At 40.9% G+C, this 22,300-nt stretch carries 15 protein-coding genes; 9 read left to right on the top strand and 6 right to left on the bottom strand.

Features of this window, described 5'->3' with window-relative positions:
• The first annotated feature begins 242 nt into the window (after nucleotides 1–242).
• The 4 genes from BY457_RS11050 (at nucleotide 243) to BY457_RS11065 (ending at nucleotide 6,917) form a co-directional block, all read left to right on the top strand.
• Nucleotides 243–1,790, top strand: a complete 1,548-nt coding sequence (locus BY457_RS11050) for a type I restriction-modification system subunit M (RefSeq protein ID WP_106153391.1) — start codon at nucleotides 243–245, stop codon at nucleotides 1,788–1,790.
• Nucleotides 1,787–3,109, top strand: coding sequence for a restriction endonuclease subunit S (locus BY457_RS11055; RefSeq protein WP_219885157.1), 1,323 nt, complete (start codon nucleotides 1,787–1,789; stop codon nucleotides 3,107–3,109). The genes BY457_RS11050 and BY457_RS11055 overlap by 4 nt, the downstream gene beginning before the upstream one ends.
• A gap of 89 nt (nucleotides 3,110–3,198) precedes the next feature.
• Nucleotides 3,199–3,795, top strand: coding sequence for a transposase (locus BY457_RS11060; RefSeq protein ID WP_219885158.1), 597 nt, complete (start codon nucleotides 3,199–3,201; stop codon nucleotides 3,793–3,795).
• A gap of 11 nt (nucleotides 3,796–3,806) precedes the next feature.
• Nucleotides 3,807–6,917 (top strand): type I restriction endonuclease subunit R, encoded by a 3,111-nt coding sequence (locus BY457_RS11065; RefSeq protein ID WP_106153393.1) that lies wholly within the window; start codon nucleotides 3,807–3,809, stop codon nucleotides 6,915–6,917.
• Nucleotides 6,918–7,196: 279 nt separating this feature from the next.
• On the opposite strand, the gene BY457_RS11070 is transcribed toward BY457_RS11065, so the two are convergent.
• The 5 genes from BY457_RS11070 to BY457_RS11090 all read right to left on the bottom strand — a co-directional run bounded on the left by BY457_RS11070 (nucleotide 7,197) and on the right by BY457_RS11090 (nucleotide 13,955).
• Nucleotides 7,197–8,372, bottom strand: coding sequence for a TolC family protein (locus BY457_RS11070; protein WP_106153394.1), 1,176 nt, complete (start codon nucleotides 8,370–8,372; stop codon nucleotides 7,197–7,199).
• Complete coding sequence (locus BY457_RS11075; protein WP_106153395.1) at nucleotides 8,369–11,461, bottom strand: efflux RND transporter permease subunit; 3,093 nt, start codon at nucleotides 11,459–11,461, stop codon at nucleotides 8,369–8,371. The genes BY457_RS11070 and BY457_RS11075 overlap by 4 nt, the downstream gene beginning before the upstream one ends.
• A gap of 13 nt (nucleotides 11,462–11,474) precedes the next feature.
• Nucleotides 11,475–13,001: an efflux RND transporter periplasmic adaptor subunit gene (locus tag BY457_RS11080; protein ID WP_181256460.1), complete on the bottom strand. Its 1,527-nt coding sequence runs from the start codon at nucleotides 12,999–13,001 to the stop codon at nucleotides 11,475–11,477.
• 54 nt (nucleotides 13,002–13,055) lie between these two features.
• A complete protein-coding gene (locus BY457_RS11085; protein WP_106153397.1) occupies nucleotides 13,056–13,298 on the bottom strand; it encodes a hypothetical protein in 243 nt (80 codons plus the stop codon).
• Between the two features lie 183 nt (nucleotides 13,299–13,481).
• Nucleotides 13,482–13,955, bottom strand: a complete 474-nt coding sequence (locus BY457_RS11090; protein ID WP_106153398.1) for a hypothetical protein — start codon at nucleotides 13,953–13,955, stop codon at nucleotides 13,482–13,484.
• Nucleotides 13,956–15,078: 1,123 nt separating this feature from the next.
• On the opposite strand from BY457_RS11090, the gene BY457_RS11100 reads away from it, so the two are divergent.
• Entirely contained in the window at nucleotides 15,079–15,243 is a 165-nt protein-coding gene (locus BY457_RS11100) for an ATP-binding protein (RefSeq protein ID WP_146130969.1), read from the top strand.
• Nucleotides 15,244–15,254: 11 nt separating this feature from the next.
• Here the strand turns inward: BY457_RS11100 and BY457_RS11105 are convergent, their stop codons facing one another.
• On the bottom strand, nucleotides 15,255–17,504 hold the full coding sequence (locus BY457_RS11105; protein WP_106153401.1) for a PAS domain-containing sensor histidine kinase: 2,250 nt from the start codon (nucleotides 17,502–17,504) through the stop codon (nucleotides 15,255–15,257).
• A 1,014-nt stretch (nucleotides 17,505–18,518) separates the two neighbouring features.
• Between BY457_RS11105 and BY457_RS11115 the strand changes: the two genes are divergently transcribed.
• The 4 genes from BY457_RS11115 (at nucleotide 18,519) to BY457_RS11130 (ending at nucleotide 22,213) form a co-directional block, all read left to right on the top strand.
• Nucleotides 18,519–18,941, top strand: coding sequence for a helix-turn-helix domain-containing protein (locus BY457_RS11115; protein WP_106153403.1), 423 nt, complete (start codon nucleotides 18,519–18,521; stop codon nucleotides 18,939–18,941).
• Between the two features lie 106 nt (nucleotides 18,942–19,047).
• Nucleotides 19,048–19,692: a hypothetical protein gene (locus BY457_RS11120; RefSeq protein WP_106153404.1), complete on the top strand. Its 645-nt coding sequence runs from the start codon at nucleotides 19,048–19,050 to the stop codon at nucleotides 19,690–19,692.
• 35 nt (nucleotides 19,693–19,727) lie between these two features.
• Complete coding sequence (locus BY457_RS11125; RefSeq protein ID WP_106153405.1) at nucleotides 19,728–20,774, top strand: hypothetical protein; 1,047 nt, start codon at nucleotides 19,728–19,730, stop codon at nucleotides 20,772–20,774.
• Nucleotides 20,775–20,872: 98 nt separating this feature from the next.
• Complete coding sequence (locus BY457_RS11130; protein WP_106153406.1) at nucleotides 20,873–22,213, top strand: SIR2 family NAD-dependent protein deacylase; 1,341 nt, start codon at nucleotides 20,873–20,875, stop codon at nucleotides 22,211–22,213.
• Nucleotides 22,214–22,300: the final 87 nt, after the last annotated feature.

Here is a 22,300-nt window from a genome sequence, read left to right on the forward strand (position 1 = left end):
GACCAAGGATTGTTCGCGCAAATGCTTAAATTAGCACCTGTTTGTGAAAAATATCGGAACAACCGGACAGAGAAAACAGGTTCAGACTGTTGCATCTGACGGGGAATCAGCTTCAGCCGGAAACTTTCCCGACTTTATAGACGGGCACTAAGCAGGGGAGCTGATTGTATTTTATTTCCCAAGGGGCAGCACGACCATTGCACGAGATATAGACATTTGAATTAAGTGATATAAAATAAAGCATGACAAGTACAAATCAACGAGCAGCATTACAAAATCAAATATGGAAGATAGCCAACGATGTGCGTGGCTCTGTAGATGGGTGGGACTTCAAACACTTTGTGTTGGGCACCCTTTTTTATCGGTATATAAGTGAGAATTTTACCAATTATATTGAGGGTGGCGATGAGGGTGTCGATTACGCTTCGCTTGATGACAGTGTTATCACACCCGAGATTAAAGAGGATGCCATTAAAACCAAGGGCTATTTTATCTATCCCAGTCAGCTTTTTGAAAATGTGGCCAAAAATGCCGACAACAATGAAAACCTCAACACCGATTTGGCTGAAATCTTCACGGCCATCGAAAATTCTGCCAACGGCTTTCCGTCGGAGCACGACATCAAGGGACTTTTTGCCGACTTTGATACGAGGAGCAGTCGGCTTGGGGGAACCGTTGAAAACAAAAACAGTCGGCTTGCTGCCGTGCTAAAGGGGGTTGGGGGACTGAAATTTGGGAAGTTTGAAGACAATCAGATTGACCTCTTTGGGGATGCCTATGAATTCCTCATCTCCAATTATGCCGCCAACGCAGGTAAATCGGGCGGGGAGTTTTTTACTCCGCAAAATGTATCAAAGCTCATTGCACAGCTGGCCATGCACAAACAAAAAACAGTAAATAAGATTTATGATCCGGCGGCGGGGTCGGGATCGCTGCTGCTGCAAGCTAAAAAACACTTTGACAACCATATTATAGAAGAAGGTTTTTTTGGTCAGGAGATCAACCATACCACTTACAACCTGGCGCGTATGAATATGTTTTTGCACAACATCAATTACGATAAGTTTAATATTGTGCTGGGCAATACGCTAACCGAACCCCAATTGTGGGATGACAAACCTTTTGACGCCATTGTTTCCAATCCTCCGTACTCTGTAAAATGGATAGGCAGTGATGACCCCACCCTGATCAACGACGACCGGTTTGCCCCGGCCGGTGTGCTGGCACCCAAATCGAAGGCCGACTTTGCCTTTGTGCTTCATGCGCTGAGTTACCTCTCCGCCAAAGGAAGAGCGGCCATTGTTTGTTTCCCGGGGATCTTCTACCGTGGGGGTGCCGAACAGAAAATCAGGAAATACCTGGTGGACAACAATTTTGTGGAGACGGTGATTTCTCTGCCGCCCAACCTCTTTTTTGGGACCTCTATAGCAGTTAATATCCTGGTGCTGTCGAAAAGCAAGAAAGATACCACCACACAGTTTATCGATGCCAGTGGCGAAGAGTTCTATCAAAAAGCCACCAACAATAATGTGCTGACCGATGCCCATATAGAGCGGATTATGGGCCTGTTCGATGGCAAAGAAGATGTGGCGCATGTGGCCCGTCAGGTCGATAATGCCAAAATTGCCGAAAACGAATACAACCTCTCTGTGAGCGCTTATGTGGAAGCGAAGGATACCCGTGAAGTGATTGATATTGAAGCGTTGAATGAAGAGATTGCAGCTACGGTGAGTAAGATTGATGCGCTGCGTACCGATATTGATGCCATTGTAAAGGAGATTGAAGGATGAGTGAACCACTAAATACACAAAAAACACGAAAAAGTGCCTTCATGGAGAGGTTGTTGGATGGGGTTGAGGTGGAGTGGAAGAGCTTGGGGGAGGTGGCTATTATACAAAGAGGTGCTTCTCCTCGCCCTATTTCAAATTTTATTACTGAAGATAAAAATGGAGTACCTTGGATAAAAATAGGCGATACTTCAAATGATTCCAAATATATTAAGAATACTAAGCAAAAAATAACCCCTGAGGGTGCTAAAAAATCAAGAATTCTCAAAAAAGGCGATTTTATTATGTCCAACTCAATGAGTTTTGGACGACCTTACATCCTTGGTATTAATGGGGCAATTCACGATGGTTGGGCTTCTATCAGTCATTTTACAAATAGGCTAAATCCTGATTACTTATATCATTATCTTTTATCTGACAATGTCCAAAACTATTGGCTTAGTAAGATCAATAGTGGCTCTGTAAGCAATTTAAATGCAGATATCATTAGATCTTTACAACTCCCCATCCCGCCCCTCCCGATCCAAAAAGAGATCGTACGCATTCTCGATACCTTTACAGAGCTTACCGCAGAGCTTACCGCAGAGCTTACCGCAGAGCTTACCGCTCGTAAAAAGCAGTATGCTTATTATCGGGATGAGCTTTTGAGCTTTGAGTCCACGAAAGACACGAAAAGCACGAAAAATGTGGAGTGGAAGACGTTGGGGGAAATAGGAGAATTCCAAAGGGGAAAACGATTTGTTAAAACTGATATGATTTCAGAGGGTATCCCTTGTATTCATTATGGCGAAATGTACACACATTATGGTACTTGGGCGGATAAAACTAAATCATTTGTTAGTAAAGAGCTAGTTGAGAATAAAAAACTAAGAATTGCCGAAAAAGGGGATGTTGTCATCGTTGCCGCTGGTGAAACAATTGAAGATATTGGTAGAGGAACTGCCTGGTTAGGAGATGACGGGGTTGTTATTCATGATGCTTGCTTTTCATATAAAAGTATTTTAAATCCTAAATATGTCGCTTATTTTTCAAGGACTAAACATTTTCATGATCAAATAAGAAGACATATCTCTTCCGGGAAAATTTCAGCAATTCATGCAAAAGGATTAAGCAAAGTAGTAATTCCGGTACCTTCACCAGAAGAGCAACAACGCATTGTGACCATCCTGGACAAATTCGACACCCTGACGGCGTCCATCAGTGAAGGATTGCCCAAGGAGATCGCATTGCGAAAAAAGCAATATGAATATTACCGGGATATGTTGTTGACGTTTCCGGCAATGGCGGGAACGGCGACGGGAACAACGACGGGAACAACGTAGGGGCGAACCTGTGTGTTCGCCCCTATGTTGTTCGCCGCAAAATACGGGCAGACACGTAGGTCTGCCCCGACTGACAAAAAAATGAGATTATGAAAACGAATTACCCTAATCGCAAATCCATCCGGTTAAAAGGATATGATTATTCACAACCGGGCAGATATTTTATCACCCTTTGCACGCAAAACCGGGAATGTTTGTTTGGCGATATACAAAACGGCAAATTGATATTGAACGATGCCGGGGAAATGGTGAACCATTGGTATTACGAATTGGAAAATAAATTCCCCGATATAAAATGCCACGCCATGGTGGTTATGCCGAACCATTTTCATTGCATTATTGAAATCGTCGGGGAAACGGGCGAACACGGAGGTTTGGGCGAACACGGAGGTTTGGGCGAACACGGAGGTTCGCCCCTACGGGCGGTGGTGCAATGGTTTAAAACGATGACGACGAATGAATATATTCGGGGGGTGAAAAACGGGAAATTCCCACGTTTTGATCGTCGTGTGTGGCAACGAAATTATTGGGAACACATTGTGCGCAATGAAAATGAATATATGCGCATTTCGCAATACATCATTGACAATCCGCGAAAATGGATTAACGATAAATTAAATAATGGCGATGGAAATATTGTATTGGAAAACCAATCGCCATATAATGAAGAACCCTGGATGATTTAAAAGAAATAACCATGACTACGACCTACAAAACCATAGCAGAATCCAACAATTTCATTGTATTAGACAAATACACCAAATTTTCGGAGGTGAATGAGGCGCCTGCCGGCTATCAATCGGAGGCAGACCTTGAGCGGGAATTCATTCAGGATCTGACCAATCAGGGCTATGACCATCTCCGTAAGGTAAACACGCAGGAGGGCATGCTTGCCAATGTGAGAAAACAGCTGCAGCGACTCAACGATATGGAGTTTACCGATGGGGAGTGGCGTCGTTTTGTGGAGGAATATTTAGACAGACCCGGTGATACGCTCATCGATAAAACCCGAAAAATACACGATGACTATATTTACGACTTTGTCTTTGACGACGGGCATATCCAGAACATATATCTGGTAGATAAAAAGAAGATTGCCCGCAATAAAGTGCAGGTCATTTCGCAGTTTGAGCAGGCAGGGAGCCAGGCCAACCGGTACGATGTTACCATACTGGTCAATGGCTTACCACTGGTGCAGGTGGAACTGAAAAAGCGGGGTGTTGCCATTCGTGAAGCCTTTAACCAGGTGCACCGGTACACCAAAGAGAGCTTCAATGCCAAAAACTCCCTCTTTAAGTACCTGCAGCTTTTTGTCATATCCAACGGCACCGACACCCGCTATTTTGCCAACACCGTAGAGCGCAATAAAAACAGTTACGACTTTACCATGAACTGGGCAAAGTCGGATAATACTTTGATTAAAGATCTTAAAGATTTTACAGCCACCTTTTTTCAAAAAAACACCCTTTTAAATGTACTGCTTACCTATTCGGTATTCGATGTGAGTGATACGCTTCTTGTCATGCGGCCGTATCAAATTGCAGCCACCGAACGGATCTTATGGAAGGTAACCAGCTCTTATCAGGCAAAAAAATGGTCTAAGCCCGAAAGTGGTGGTTACATCTGGCATACCACCGGATCGGGAAAAACCCTTACCAGTTTTAAGGCAGCACGCCTGGCCACACAGCTTGATTTTATAGATAAGGTATTCTTTGTGGTGGATCGTAAAGATCTCGACTTTCAAACGATGAAAGAGTATCAGCGGTTCTCCCCCGATAGTGTGAATGGATCGGAAAGTACCGCAGGCCTGAAAAGAAATATTGAGAAAGAGGACAATAAGATCATCGTTACCACCATTCAGAAACTCAATAACCTCATGAAAAGTGAGCGCGATTTGCCGGTGTTTCAGAAACAGGTGATGTTCATTTTTGACGAAGCCCATCGCTCACAGTTTGGAGAGGCACAAAAGAATCTCCGGAAGAAATTTAAAAAGTACTATCAGTTTGGGTTTACCGGCACGCCTATCTTTCCGGAAAATGCTTTGGGAGCAGAAACAACAGCCGGAGTATTTGGTCGTGAATTGCACTCCTATGTTATTACCGATGCCATCAGAGATGAGAAAGTACTTAAATTCAAGGTTGACTACAATGATGTTCGGCCTAAGTTTAAAGCAATAGAGACCGAAACAGATGAAAAAAAGTTAAGTGCAGCCGAAAACAAAAAAGCCTTGCTGCATCCTTCCCGCATCAAAGAAATCTCTCAATACATCCTGCAAAACTACAGACAGAAAACCCATCGGTCGCAAGGTAGTGCAAAGGGATTTAATGCCATGTTTGCCGTAAGCAGTGTGGATGCTGCCAAATGCTACTATGAAGCGATCAACAATCTGCAAAAAGAGAGCGAAAAGCCTTTGAAAATAGCGACCATCTTTTCCTTTGCGGCCAATGAAGAGCAAAATGCCATAGGTGAGATAGCTGATGAGAGCTTTGAGCCCTCTGCCATGGACAGTAGTGCAAAGGAATTTTTGACCAGGGCCATCAACGATTATAACGCGATGTTTAAGACCAGCTATGGGGTAGATAGCAAAGAGTTTCAGAACTACTATCGCGACCTTGCCAAGCGTGTGAAGAACAAAGAGGTGGATTTACTTATCGTCGTGGGTATGTTTCTGACGGGTTTTGACGCACCTACCCTCAATACGCTGTTTGTGGATAAGAACCTGCGTTATCATGGTCTGATGCAAGCTTTTTCGCGCACCAATCGTATTTATGATGCTACCAAAACCTTTGGCAATATTGTAACCTTTCGCGATTTGGAGACGGCGACTGTTGATGCCATTACCCTTTTTGGGGATAGCAGCACCAAAAATGTTGTGTTGGAGAAGAGTTATAAGGAGTATCTGGAGGGCTTTAAAGATATAGTCACCGGTGAAGCGCGTCGAGGTTATATTGATGTGGTAAAGGAGCTGAATGAAAAATTCCCCGATCCGGATGAGATCGACACGGAAAAAGATAAAAAAGAGTTTGCTAAGCTGTTTGGGGAATACCTCCGTATTGAAAATATTCTTCAAAACTACGATGAGTTTACCCATCTTAAGGAACTGCAAGGAGTTGATACAGATGATCCCAACGCAGTTGAGGAATTTAAAGAAACCCACTTTGTCACAGATGAAGATATAGCAGCCATGCAAGCGGTGGATGTGCCTGAAGAGCGAACGATTCAGGATTATCGCTCCACCTATAACGATATCCGGGACTGGCTGCGACGCGAGAAAAGCGGTAAAGAAGCGGAGGACTCAGATATTGACTGGGATGATGTGGTTTTTGAAGTGGACTTGCTTAAATCGCAGGAAATCAACCTCGACTACATCCTTGAATTAATTTTTGAGCATAACAAAAAGACCAAAGACAAGGATGAGTTGATAGAGGAGATCCGCCGTGTTATTCGTGCGAGTATTGGTAACCGGGCCAAAGAGAGTCTGGTTGTTGATTTTATCAATCAAACAGATCTCGATACCATGAAAGACAAAGCAGGAATTATAGATTCTTTCTTTGCTTTTGCACAGGAAAAACAAAAAACAGAGGCGTCGGAATTGATAGCAGATGAGGACTTAAATGAAGAAGAAGCCAGAAGGTATATCATGACCTCATTAAAACGTGAATATGCCAGTGAGAATGGGACTGAACTCAATTCTGTTTTACCCAAAATGAGTCCGTTGAACCCTCAGTATTTGAAAAAGAAGCAGAATGTTTTTCAAAAGATTGCTTCGTTTGTTGAGAAGTTTAAGGGAGTGGGGGGGCAGGTATGATGCAATTTAAGGATTTTCTATTTTGGTTATTACGAAATGGTTTGTATGAGTCGAAGGGGGGCAAGAGTATCCTTGACGAAAATTCCGGAAAAAATAGGTTAGCAACATGAAGTTCAAAAGTCTCACTTATTTCTTAAAATAGAATCTTAGTTGGAGATTTTGAAGGTAACCACAAAAAAGGCCTGCCGGCATTCCGACAGACCTATCAACCTTAACTCTAACCCAAAAGCATATGTAAAATCGTGATTCTGAAAATACATTTTTTTGGAAAAAAATTATCTATTCGCTCATTGCTATTATTCTCGACAATATGACAAAATAGTCTTTTTCATTCTTCAGAAAAGTCAACCTGGAATCATAAACCATCTCCACTTCCATCAAATATTCTGTGAAAGAAATCTGACCTGCTTCCAGCAATGCCAGGCTCCCATCTGTAGCCTCTTCTTCGGCCATTAAAAATTTCATTTGCCGATAGTTATCGCGGGAAGCAAGAGCTTCATTGTAAAGTCTTTTGAAACGTGCCAACATTTCATTTTCCTTTTGTACAAAACGGGCTTTTTCCTGCTCGACTTTCAACCTGGCATATTTTACTTTGTTGGCGTTTTGCCAAAGTGGAATTGAAATCCCTGCCTGAAAACCTTGAAGTTTTTGATCCAAAATGGTTTCCGATTTATAACCGGCATTAAATGACGGCCAATTATCCATCTGTTGATGGCTGACCTGCTTTTCTGATTGCTGAATGCCGATTTGGGCCATTTTTAAATCAGGGTTTGTGTCTGACAATTTATTAATTACCAAATCCATATTTGGAAGTTTCCAATGGGCCGGATACTTTTTACCCATTTCAGGAAACGGTTGGTTTCCATTTAATGCGACCAGATACTGCACGGAAGCCTGAATATCGGCTTTGGTTTTTCGCAGCTCATTTTTAATGGTTATGGCATAGATTCTTGCTTTATCATAAGCCGGTTTTGAAATCTCGCCACTTTCAAAGGCCTTTTTCATTAAAACCATCAGTTTTACTGCATTTTGATTTCTGGTTTTCAGCAAAGCCTCTTTTTTATTGAGCCAAATTAAGTTAAACCAGGCTTTTCGTGCAGCATGAAGCACTTCCCTCCTTCTTTTTTCAGCCAGAGTTTTCATTTGCTCATAGCCCAGTTGCTGGATATCCGATTTTGATGAATAATACCCAGGCAGCCTGAATGATTGTGAAATTTCAAACTCCTGCTGGTCACCAATGGTTTCCGGGCTCCCGAGGAGGTAGCTGTAACTGACCTCAGGATTGTCGGGATAGATGCCTGTACGGGCTTTTGTTGCTTCTGCATCTAACCATTTTTGCAGGGCAATCAGTTGCGGGTTGTTTTGCTCCAGCTCTTTCAGGAATTTTTCAAGCGTTTGCGAAGCCCCGTTAACTGAAGCAAATACTAAAAAGATGAAAAATATAACTTTTTTCATTTTGCAACCTCCTTCTTCTTTTGGATGAGATAATAGACAGCAGGCACTATAAAAGCATTTAACAAAGTGGAACTGAACAGTCCGCCCAGAATGACCACTGCCATAGGACTTTGAATTTCATTGCCAGGCCTGTCACCTGTCAGAGCCAGGGGAATCAGGGCCAATGCAGCTGTGAGAGCGGTCATCAAAATGGGATTCAGTCTGTCGAGTGAACCGTGAATGATAGCTTTTTCAAGAGGTTCACCTTCTTCCTGCAAATGATTGTAACGTGACACCAGCAATATGCCATTGCGCGTAGCAATTCCAAACAAGGTGATAAAACCGATAATTGCCGGAATGCTGAGCATACCTGACGTTGCCCAGATACTCAGAACCCCTCCAATAAGCGCGAGTGGGAGATTCAGCAGGATGATGGCTGATACCGAAAGATTTCGAAATTCCATGTAGAGCAACAGAAAGATAATGAGAATGGCCAGCAATGAAGTGTAAAACAACATACCGGAGGCTCTTTCCTCGCTTTCAAACTGTCCTCCATATTCGATAAAATAATTTTCGGGTAAATCGATGCTTTCATTAATGATATTCTGAACATCCATCACAGCGCTGTGCAAATCCCGTCCGGCCACATTGGCAGAAACCACTACTTTCCGCTGAACATCTTCACGGCTGATGGTGTTGGGCCCTGAAGCGGAGATAATATCGGCAACTTCTTTCAGAGGCACTTTATTGCCATCATGTGTGTCGATGAGGGTATTTTTAATTGATTCAATTGACTGGCGGTAGCGATCGTTGTATCGCAACACCAAATCAAAACTCATATTGCCCTCATACACCTCCGATACTTTTTCACCCGCAAATGCCACATCAATAAATTCTGCAAATTCATTCACCGGAATGCCGTATTGTTTCAACATTTCACGCCTTGGCTTTATCTGCAGCTGTGGAATTTCAACCTGTTGTTCCACATTCACATCTACAAGTCCCTCTACATCCGAGATATTAGATTTAATTTGTTTTGACAGAGAGAACATCTTTTGCAAATCGGTTCCAAAGACCTTTATAGCCAGGTTGGCCCGGGTACCTGACAGCATATGGTCGATACGGTGCGAAAGGGGCTGCCCGATGGTGATATTGATGCCCCGGATAGTTCCCAGCCGGCTTCTGAGCTCTTCCAGGAAACTCTCTTTGGAGCGGTCGTTCAGGGTAAACGGTACATCCACCTCAGAAGAAAAAACACCCTGTGCATGTTCATCCAGTTCGGCACGGCCGGTGCGCCGCACGATGGTATTTATCTCTTCCATCTCCAGCATCTCCTCCTCCATCATAAGGTTCATTTTGTTGCTTTCTTCCAGGGAAATACCGGGCTGACTCACGGTGCTCAAAGTCAGCATACCCTCGTTAAATTCCGGAAGGAAGCTACGGCCCAGTCCAAACAAGACAAACATGGAGCCAATAAACAGCCCACCTGCAGCCCCAATCATCCACTTTTTGTAATTGAGCGAACGTTCCAGGGCTTTCCCATATCTATTGTTGAGCCAGCGCACCCACCGACTTCCTGTTTCGTGTTTGGAGAGCTGTTTTTCGCCTGTGAGCATATAGCTGCAAAGAACCGGGGTAACCGTAATGGCTACTATTAACGAGGCAAATAGCGAGACAATAAATGAAATACCCAGCGGCTTAAGCATACGCCCTTCCATCCCGGAAAGGAAGAAAAGCGGAATAAATGCCACGATGATAATGAGGGTGGCATTGAGAATTGACGCACGGATTTCTTTAGAGGCACTAAAAATGACGGAAAGTTTTGCCTCCTGTTCATTTGAGGGGAGGCGGGCATTTTCCTTTAGTCGTTTCAATACATTATCCACATCAATAATTGCATCATCCACCAATGATCCGATGGCAATGGCCATTCCTCCCAGGGACATGGTGTTGATGGTTAAGCCAAGCAATTCAAGAGTAATAACAGACACCAATAATGAAAGCGGGATAGCTATCAGGGAAATGACTGTTGTACGGTAGTTCAACAGAAAAAGAAAAAGAACAATGGTTACAAACAGTCCACCTTCCAGCAGGGCACGCGTAACATTGTTAATGGCACGGTCGATAAAATCGGCTTGCCGGAATACATCCTTCCTTATTTCAACATGGGCAGGCAACGATTCCTGTAAACTTGTTATTGCTGCATCAATTCTATCTGTCAATTCCAGTGTATTGGTGTTGGGTTGCTTCAAAACAGTCATAACCACTGCCGGTTTGCCGTTCAGATATCCAGCACCAATTTTTGGGGAAGCCCCTACTTTGACATCCGCTACATCGTTGATGGAAACAGGACTCCCATTCTTTATTTTGACCACCGAATTGCCTATGTCTTCCAGGTTATTGGTTCGAATCACACCCCGAATCACATATTCATTGCCAAAGTCATTCAGAAAACTCCCCGTAGCATTTTGATTCAGATGGTCTGAAGCATCAAAAAGCTCTGAAAAACTCACATCATAATAATCCATTTTTTCGGGGTCGGCCTCCACAATGTATTGTTTGTAGTCGCCACCCATTACCACCACCTGCGATACCCCCCCGATGGAGAGCAACCGGTTTCTGATTTGCCAGTCCGATATGGTTCTCAGCTCCATGGGTGAAATGGAATCGGAAGATACGGTAAGCACCATAATTTCTCCGATGATTGACGATTGTGGAGCCAGGGTGGGATTGCCTGCATTTTCGGGCAATCGTTCTGCCACTGTTGCCAGTTTTTCACTGACAATCTGCCGGGCTTTAAAGATGTCGGTATCCCATTCAAAATCAACCCAGATAATAGATATTCCTGTTGCCGATGACGACCGAACTCTGCGCACATTAGTGGCACCGTTTACACTGGTTTCGATGGGAAAAGTGACCAGCCGCTCCACTTCCTCGGCTGCCATTCCGTGTGCTTCTGTCAAAACCACAACCGATGGGGCGGTAAGGTCGGGAAATACATCCACATCCATCTGGGTGGCTACATAGCTTCCGCCAATCAGTAAGATAAAGGCTGAAAACAGCACCAACAAACGGTTTTTTAGTGAAAAGTCAATTATTTTATTGAGCATACGAAACAATATTTTAATGAGTGTGACCATGAAGCGGTAACTCACCCGCCATAGATGCCAACTTGATTTGATAAGCCCCCCGGGTAACAATTCGCTCCCCAGGTTTTAAACCCTTTTTTATCTCTGCATGAATGCCATCGTAGTTGGCCAGCTCAATTTCACGCTTGACGAAGGATTCCCCTCCGGTCTGAACAAAGACAAAATAATTTCCCTGTTCTTCGATGACGGCGGAAAGTGGAATCACCAGAGTCTCTTCTTTAGCACCCGTCTTGAGAAAAGCTTCCAAAAACATTCCCGGCATAAATTGTCCGTTGTTCCTCCCGGAAAAAGTGACCGGAATACGTGTATTTCCTTCATTAATAAAAGCATTCTTTGATTCAATCTGCCCCTGAATCTCCTTCAATGTTACCGGATTTTCTTTTCCGGATACTGAAAAATGGGCATCAAATATTTTCGACACCTGCTGAAAATCAGACTGATTAACATAGGTTTCTATTAGAATCCGGGACTCATTGACAAGGCTAAATAAGGGAGAGCCACTCTGTACAAAATTTCCATTGCCGACTTTCACTTCGCTGATATAGCCGTTAGAAGGTGCTGTTACCCTAATGCCATTTTGTGACACCAGGGAAGCCATTTGATGGAACTGAAGCGAATCCTGACGGTAACGGGCCCTGACCTCCAGGAAATCTTTTTGCGAAACGACCTGTTCATCAGCAAGAGGCATTAACCGATTATGGTCTGCCTTGCTCTTTTCAAACGCAATTTTGCTTTCCTGCAGTCTGCGCGATAAATTGTTTTCAATACCGGCACCGCTGATAACAGCCAGTAATTCCCCTTTTTTAACGGTTTCACCCAAAATTGTCATAAGGTTTACAGTTCCTTCTGCCTGCGCATTTACCGTAGTTTCTGCCTGTGGCTGATTTTTAACTTTACCCGACGTCCTGATAACCGAATAGTGAGGCTGAGGAGTAACTTCCTGCGTAGCAAATTGGGCTTTCCAGGCCTGCTCTTTCAGAAAAGTTACAGCTTCGCTGTCTCCCTCCGGTTGTATGGCATGTGCCGCCTCATCTTCATTGGCATATACACGAACATCCGGTATTTCGAATGTGGCATTGCCAGATGGACTGTTCAATTCAAAAAGCATTTTGTAAGTACCGGATTCCTTGGGTTGTATTGCCGGACGGAATATACCGGGAGAGGAAGGTGATTCCACACGGTTGCGTATCCCTTTTGTGTCTTTGATAATGCTTACCGTTACTATTCCTTCTGCTACCGGCTTATAATTGCTGAGTTGGGTGAAATGCGCTGCAAATTCACTCCTCCCGCCTGCAACTAATGCAGGAAACTCCACAAACAACTCATAACCGTCAGCAAATAACGTATAACTGATGGTTACAGCTTCATGTGCGTGGTCATCATGTGCCTGTACCTGTTCGCCTGCAACATCATGGGAGTGCCCATCTGAGTTGGGGTTATCATTACATGAGGTAAAGAGTGCAAATAGAGAAATAATTGGAATATATTTTATTGTCTTCATATCTCGTAAACTAAAATTGAAAAGTTCCGGAGCCATTGGCCCCGGAACAAATTTTTAATGTTCATGAACATGGTCATTATGTTCATGATCGTGATGCTCTTCAGTCCCGGAAGTATTTGTGCTGTCATCTACGACAAATTCTTCCTGAGTTACATGTTCCTGAGCATGGTCGTGCTCATGAGTTTCTGTGCCATGTTCATGGCCGTGATCATCTGATTTTTGTGATCCTGTTGCACAAGAAGCAGCCATAAAAGCCATGTAAACAGAGAACACCAAAAGATACATGAATCGCTTCATAATTAATTGGTTTTTGCCCCATCGAAAACAGAGCCCGTTAAACATTGATATATTGAAAGATGCTCGTTAGCAGGCAGATGGCAGAGGCATAAGAATTTTGATGTCAGGAATTGTCAAATTCCATCTGTCAAAACTCTTTGTTACAAATTGCGAAGTTGCTGTCGTACCTGGTAAAAGAAAATATCAGACAAAATAAGGAGGTGCCCGCAAGCCAATGGCTCCGGTAATAAATGAAGAAAAAAATGGAATGGAAAAATTCCAATACTTAAGTAATTTCTTAACCGGGGGATCGGGATTTAATGAAATAGTGCCAGGTAAAACAACAATCAGTGGATTGAAATTTGTAAAAGCAGGATTACTGTTACTGACTCTGGCATAATCATCGGAGGCGGCAGAATGAAAATGAAGCGGGAAATTTTGATGATGCTCTTCGGGCTCCGGACTTTCATGACCATCATGTGAATGGGGTTTCTCATGGTCATGCCCCTCTTTTGCATGATGATGGTTTTCTGCGGAATGTTTGTAAAGTGTGGAAACATCATACTCCCTGCTTTCATGATGATGGTGGGGAACCATTTCATGAGTGAGTACTATCAAGAAAGACAGCAATAAGAATATGGAAATGATTTTTTGCTTCACAGACACAAAAGTAATCAAATCAAACCATTTTATGAAATTGTTTTTATTTATTCCAAATAACAGGATGTTACCGGGATTACATTATTGTTGGTTTTTTTCAAAAAACCTTACAAAAGCTACCTCGGGACTCCGTATTTTCGGACTTGCGCCACCCATCGGTCGCCAAAGGCTTGCCGACGGCACGGCGCTAAAGCTTTAGGCGGCACGCGGTCGCAAGCCCCCTAAGAAAAATCGGGGCAGGCATTGCAACTGGCACATTCTGACCAGGCACATGACTTTTTACAAACTTTCCCGACTTTATAGCCGGGCACTAATTAAGGGTTTTTTTGATTGTGCGATAAGGAAATCGCACGTCCCGGGAAATCGCACGTCCTAAGAGAAGACACCCGGTGGATATTAGCTAATAGTATCAAGGGCCATGAAGATAGAATTGACTATAACTTACCGGGTGTCTGTAGATGTTTATAGGATTAAAAGATAATTTTCCTGTGTCTTGTTTATGGATTTTTTTCTGGAAGCACTTTGTGATCGGACTTCTGTTGAGCTGTTAGAGTGTTTAAAATGGTTGTTGTGGGAATCGTTTTTTTCTGGATTTACTTGATTAAGTAGGTTTTTTCGTTTTGAGCAATATAGGAATGTATCGTAAAACTGACATTGTTCAAAATAGTTGAGTTTAATAGTGGTCGGGGAAAAGAGATATTTTTTCAAGGCATAACACCTTTTGCAGTCTAATCCCAAGGTTTTAAGTCCTTTTATTTTGTAATAGTAGTCGAGAATATCTTCGTTTCTGAACCGATGGTTGGTGATGTTGTGGCAAACATTCATTACTTCTTGCTTTTGCTTTAACCCTTGTGGGAAGAGGGTGGTATCAAGCATTGCTATTGCTTTTTTTTTGATCAATGCCTGGAATACCCTGCAAACCAGAAGAAAAACCAGCGGCAAAGAAATAGCTAATAAAATAAATATTGTCAAAAAGTGCATTAGTCTTCTTTATTCATAAAAAATCTATTCCGAAGCCTTTAATAATTGATGGTATTATCTGATACTTGTCCATTTAATAATGATAATTCATGAATAAGGAAGGGGGTGGTTGAGTTGTTTTGAATGGTTACGTCGAAGGTTTTGGAATGTTTCAAAAATTGTGAGGTTTTTAATAATGATTTTTTTGGGGGGTAGTAGTACGGATAAGGAGACCGTTCCCGGAAACGGACTAGGATTAAGCATTGTCAAGGTGTTGGTTGACCTTCTGAATGGTGTAATCCGCGTGGAGATTGAAGAAGGTAGAGGAAGTGAGTTTTATGTTTAGTTGATGTAATATTAGATCCACTGATTTCTAACCACTTCACCATTGACTGCATTAACAATATCACTGTCCATTTTAATTGGTAGTGACACTTTAAAGGTGCTTCCCCGTCCTTTCTCTGATGTTACAGAGATTTTGCCACCAAGAATTTGTGTTAGATGTTTGGCAAGTGAAAGGCCAAGCCCGTTGCCTCCGAATTCGCGCGTATTTCTTTCGTCCACCTGGCGGAATCTGGTGAAAATGATATCTTGTTTGTCTTTGGGAATTCCTATGCCGGTATCGCTGACGTCAATATGTAACCAATCTTTTTTGTCGGTATTGAAAGAAATTTTTATTTCGCCTTGTTTGGTGAACTTGAAAGCATTCCGTAATAGCTGAACAATGATTTTGAGAATTTTCGTTGCGTCGGATCTGGAAACGGTACCGGGCGGAATGAAATTCTGAACAACTGTGTTAATATTCTTTGTTTGTGCCTTCTGTCTTAGGGAAGAAATTTCGCGTTCCACTTTTAAAACAAGACCCTCCAGGTTAAATTCTTCAAGAGAAATTGGTGTTAGACCAGAATCCAGGAATGAGAAGTCCATAATGTCGTCAATGACATTCAGAAGATCGCTACCCGCTTCATGAATCTGGTTGGTGTATTCGGACTGTTCTTCACGGGGAACCTCAATATGTTGCATCAAAGAAGAGAAACCAAGAATGGCGTTCAGAGGAGTTCGGATTTCATGGCTGATGTTGGCCAGAAAAGCAGATTTAAGTTTGTCGCTTTCCACCGCTTTGTTACGGGCTTTGACCAATTTGGTAACATCCCGCATGATGGTCATTCTCATTTGATAATCGTTATCCAGCGTAATGTTCTGCTCGGAGACGTGGTAAATCCGATCTTTTATTATTCTCTGGCTCCGCTGTACTCTTTCTGGTTCATGGTCTTGATGTCTGCACCAGGGACAACGTTCGTCAAAGCCATAAACTTTTTGATGACAAATGTTTTTACCTGGTTCTATTTCTCCAAACCGATTTGAAAATGCTTTGTTGGCAAAAACGATTTCGCATTTTTCATTATTAATGTAAACCGGGTCATTCAAAGCTTCCATCATGGCTCTGTGCTTCATTTCACTGAACTGAAGCTCTTTTTCGTGTTTGATGGTTGAGGTGAAATCGTTGGCAAAAATGACCACTTTTTTTATTCCCCGGAAGTTTTTGATATCCACAGCATCCGCATAGACATATTTCTTATTGCCATTTTTATCCACCACGTCGTAATAACCCGGAACATCAAAATCGTTATTCAAAAAACGTTTGGGTAAATCGTAAATAGAGCTGTGTTTTCCTTCCGGCAAAATAATGGAAAAATGGTTATTGAGTAGCTCCTCCTTTTTGTAGCCATAAATATTTGAATAAGCGGGATTTACATACTCAAAAAAACCATCTTCGCTAAGGATACAAATACCGGTTAATGACTTTTCGGTAACCGATTTGAATCGTTTGTTGCCCGCCTTGAGTCTTTCCAGCAACTTTTTTTGAGAAGAGATGTTTCGCACCACTGAAATCATTAAATGTGCATCTCTTATCTTAACAATCCTTGCATTTATTTCTACAGGGATAATCTTTTCGTATTTTGTGGTATGTTCCGATTGATAAACTGCAAAACCATGTTTCAAAACCCGGTGGAAAACTTTTGTAAGATGAGTTGAATCCCGAGCTACAATTTGTTCAGGATTCATATTTAAAAGTTCCTTTTCGGAGTATCCCAGACGGTGTAGGGCAACCTTATTGAACCTAAGAAATTTTCCGGGCTTTCCTGTTCTTGGATCAATGGAAAAAACATAAACTGCATCCCGGATATTTTCGAAAACAGACTGATAGATGTTTGGACTATCCAGCAAATCGTGGATGTCGCGGTTTATCGCTTCCGTAATTGCATTGGCCAGTGTTGGGGCTTCATTTCCGGGATGTTCGTCCAGAGTGATGTAGTCATCGGCACCTTTTTTCATTGCACCAACCACCCCGAAGGTGGACATAAATTTGGCAAAAGCAATTATGTGGTAAGGACAAGTTGCTTTTTTGTTTTTTTTGAGAACCAAATCCAAGGGAGAACTTAAAGGGGTTTCCTCAACAACAATAACGCGATGCTCGCAATCACCGGAAGTTTGTTGTTTGTTTAGGTTTGTGGCATACTCACAGGTGATTCCCCGGTTGGAGAGTATCTGTTTTATATTTTGGGACAGGCCGGTATCTTGTGAAAGGATGAAAACCTGAGGCATAAAGTGTCAATCTTTGTGTGTCAGAAATAGTTGCTTGGTGTTAAATAGTGTCTGCCCATAAAGTCCCGTTTACTGCGTTACGCCATTAGCGGAAATTGCTCATTTACCCAAGTAAACTCCGCATTTCCGCTAATGGCAGGCCTTGTAAACGGAACCTTCTGAACAGACACTGCGAACTTGAGAAGCTTTACTTAGTTTATGGACGGACTTTAAGTAATACGAATAAACTCTTAGAGGGTTTTAGTTTTTGCGTGAAAAGTTAAAAAAAAGTACTGTCAATTTCCACTTTTACAATGTTTTATGCACGAAATGATACTGCCGCCATCCTTGGGCCGCCCATTTTGGCTTCCCGCCATCCGCGGGCCCGGAAAACGGACGGGTCCGCGCGCCGTTTGGATAGTTAGTTTCGTTTTTTCTTAAGAGGAATCTGTGGAATTGTAAGAGGTTGACGACTTACTTTGATATTGAGTTTATCTTTTGTTCTTTTTGGCATTGCCCCAAAAAGGAACCAAAAAAGTCTAGTCCGCTTAAACCTATCTCCCCGCGGAAACCAAAATTTCCTCCCATTGCGCAAGGCCTTGAAAGTCGCCCATTTTGGCTTCCCGCCATCCGCCGGCCCGGAAAGCGGACGGGCCACCGCGCTGTTTGAATAGTGACCTTCGTTATTCCCAAAAAGCAATCTGATGAATTGAGATTTATTGAAGACTTCCTTTTTTGAGATTTTTCCACCGCAGGACAGGTTTGTTTAAAAATGAAATAGGGATAAAGCAAAGGGCTTTTGTATATAGAAAAGAGATGGTATTCTCCGGAGCAGACTTTTGAATGTGGATTGGTTAAATCCCAAATTTCTTCTATCTTGCATAATCAAACTTTTCGTTAAAGAAGTTAACAGATTAATAAATGTTTAATGCGTTGAGTTTAAGTGGTAACGGTTTATTGTCTTCTGAAATTTTCGTTATCCTTTCTGCTGTATATCTGAATGGCGGAGCTACTCTACACTAAAACCCTAAAGTCATGGACAACAACGATCAATTTACCGTACTCGAAAATAAAAAGATAGGCCGTAATCTGGCCCTTTACCGCAAAATGCGAGATAAGAAGGCTCTCGAAGTGGCTGAACACCTGGGGCTGAGCGAAGCGGCTTATACGAAATATGAACGGGGGGAAAGCAAAATTACTGTCGAGCTCGTGCAGAAGGTTTCGGAGTTTTTGAAGGTGGATCCGCTGGCAATTCTTTCCGCACAACCTGGTCATTTCATAGAAAGCATTGAGAATTCACCAATTTCAGGTACTGGTAGTAACGGTATCGGAAATAGTAGTTCTATTGGTGGTGATTTTAGTAGTTATGATAAAAAGCAGGCTGAGATGATGATGAAGCTGATGGAGAATGTAGTGCGATTGAGTGAGCGGGTAATTGAGATGATGGAGAAGGGGTGAGGGGGAAAATGCATATTACCACAATGTTGTAATGAGAGCATAACGACATTGTGGTTATGGAGGCGGTTAGGCATAAGCCCAAGGAAATCCTGCAAACATAAATATGATGTCAAAAGAATTAAGTCAAATAATAAGTCAGAGACTAGAAAGACAACAGCAAACTGAAAAGATATTTGATAGGCTCTCTGAGATAGCTAAAAAAGCTTGTTTTTATGATTGGATGTATATTAATCAATTAAATCCATATGAGATAAATGAGCTAGCTGAATTAATCAAGAATAGCAATAACATTGGGATTGATTTATTCTTTGAAAATCATTTTGCAGCAAATATTGACAAGTTTAAGAAACTGTTGATTAAAAAGAATACTAAAAGGGAAACTATTGTAAGCCAGATATTTTCTGGAATTGAAAAAGAACTGTTCTATTTGGTGATACCAACTATTATAAGTCAGATAGAAGGAATTACAGAGGATAAAACTGGTATTAGATTCTTTGGAACAAGAAATAATGAACCCAAACTAAAACAAATTCTTGCATCAAAAGAAATCAAGTATTTTCAGCAAATGTTATTACACCCTGTTGATACAGTATGGGAATATTCAAGAAATCAAGACTCAGGAAATCCATCAAAAGTAAATAGGCATGATATAGTGCATGGGGTTTCGGTCGACTACGGAGAAAAAGTTATATGCTACAAATATTTATCAGTTTTACTTTTTGTGACTGAGAACCTTGATAAACTAGATTAGTTTAGAATCATATTTTGATTCACAAATCACGTAAAATGAGTGACAGAGTATTAAAAGACATATACTTGCATGATGAGTTGACAACTTCAATTAAGTTAATAAAACTTGGATTTGGAGAGTTGCAGAACCTCGATTTGGGGAATGATTTTTATCATTTACCTTTCCAGCTGTTATCAAGTGGATTGGAAAGACTTATGAAATGTCATGTTTGTTTGGGTTATCTTGAATTAAATAATGAATATCCTGACAGTAGAACTCTGAAAAATTGCGGTGGAAGGAATGGACATGATTTAACCGAATTAAAGGGAAAAATACTTTCAGACTATTTTAAAAGTAATGGTATTCCATCTTTGATGGCTGATAAAGAATTTATAACCAATGATAATGACTTGCAACAATTAATTTATCTATTATCAGAATTTGGGAAATATGCAAGATATCACAATTTGGATATTATAACATCAGCGATTAAACCAAGCATTGATGTAAAGCAATTATGGTCGGATTATGAAACTAAAATAGTTCTTGCAGATACCAAATTATTAGAGAAGCTAACGGACTTTGAATATCAAAATGAGGTTAATGCTTTTGTGACGCAATCCATTATAAGCAAACTGGAAAGATTTGTTCGTGGGATAAGCCGACAATTCACATTAGGTAGATTAGGACAAAAAGCTCAACAATTTTCATCGGTATATTATGACTTCATTATGTTATCTGACAATCAGATTGGGATAAATGACTATAGAAAAGAAACAACAAGATTTAAAAAGAAAGAAACAAAAGTTCGCAAGAGAACCATATTTGATAAGATCAAAAGGAAAAATAATTCAGACTATAAACACCAAAAGATTAAAAAAACGGAATATAATGGTGATTGGCCCTTTTATGCCAGTGAGGTTATTATTGAGTGCCGTCAAAAGCATTGGTGTGTAGTAGAGATAGATGGGCATGATTATGCTTTAAATGGTGCTGCTCAAGGTAGATTTAACTTGACATCTGTGCATGATGCGGGAGTAGCAATTGTAGGCAAATCAATAGGTGATTTTATAAATATGGCTTTGAAATTAGCTGAAGAATAAGGGCCAATACCTAACAATGTATAAGCGGCATTAAAACGATCGCTTTTACGGGACGTTAGGCACTAATTAACGTGAAGGGCCATTAGAATTTTATCTTAATGGATGTAGCAAAAATGACAAATGTTAAAATACCATATGACTTAATTGATGCAATAAAAAAAAATGAATGTGTCCTTTTTGTAGCTTCTGGTTTATCTTCACAAATAAGAAGAAGTGATGGTAGATTTTTACCAAATTGGACTGCCTTTTTAACTGAACTTCTCGAATGGACAAAATATAAAAGAGTTTCGTTCAATTCAGATCCTATTGAAATTGAGGAAATGATTGAGAAAGGAAATCATATAATGGCGGGAGAAGAGTTGCAGAGTTTGTTAAATTCCAACGAGATTGGTGAGTTTTTGAATAGTATATTCCGAGATCCGGAAGTGAAGCCTAATAGTGTCCATGAGAAACTTACCCATATACCATTTAGGGCAATATTAACAACGAACTACGATTCACTTTTAGAAGGTGCTTATACGATATCTTCAGGAGGTAGAACCCCTAAAGCATATACTCCTAAGGATATCAATAATATATTAACACCATTAAGGAATAAGGACTTTTTCATTTTTAAGCTCCATGGAGATTTAGATAGACCAGAAGATATAGTTCTAGGATCAAGATCTTATAATGATTTACTATATAAGAGTCCGGAGTATTTAAGTTTTTTAGAAATACTATTCACAACACAAACAGTCCTTTTTATTGGTTTTGGGGGGGCTGACCCTGATCTAGATTACTTGTTAGGTAAATTATCTACAATATTTTCAAGGACACTTAGTAAGCACTTTATTTTATCTCCTAAGGATAAATTTAATTTCACAGAAAAAAGAAGGTTGCTTTTAGATAAAAGACTAGAAGTTATAGAGTATAATCCTGAGAATAATCACAAAGGAGTAGAAGATTTTGTTACACAATTATCTAAAATTATTGAATTACAAAATGAATGGTATATTGAAAAATCTGAGATTAATTTAATGATTGTTCAAGATTTTTTAAAAGATATCAAGGATGATATAATAATAAATATTCTAGAAGATCTAGATGGTTATAAATTAACACGCATATTAACATTCGATTCATTATTGGACGTTGAAAATGAAGAAGAATTTGAAGAAGATTTAAGTGAAGAAGAAGGGTTGCAACCTTCAATAGCAATAATACGAATTACTGAAAAATCATTGTCCTCTAATAGTTTTGAAGATGGTATAGAGCATTTGCTTTTAAATGAACTTGAGAATAAATTATCTATTTTACTTGTAACAATTGGGGAGTTTGAGTTACCAATTAAATTGAGAAAATTTCAAGCTATAAATTTACCTATTGATTATTCAATAAGTGATGTTAGAGTATTGAAAGAAGCTTTAAAAAAAATAAAAACAGTGCCTAACACTTAGCCTCCGATCAAGCGTTGCTTGCACACGCTTGATATTGGAGGCTATTGTTGAACTAAACAATCTTCAGGATGCCTCACAATAAAGAAC

This window comes from Marinilabilia salmonicolor (assembly GCF_003003035.1).
GTDB lineage: Bacteria > Bacteroidota > Bacteroidia > Bacteroidales > Marinilabiliaceae > Marinilabilia > Marinilabilia salmonicolor_A.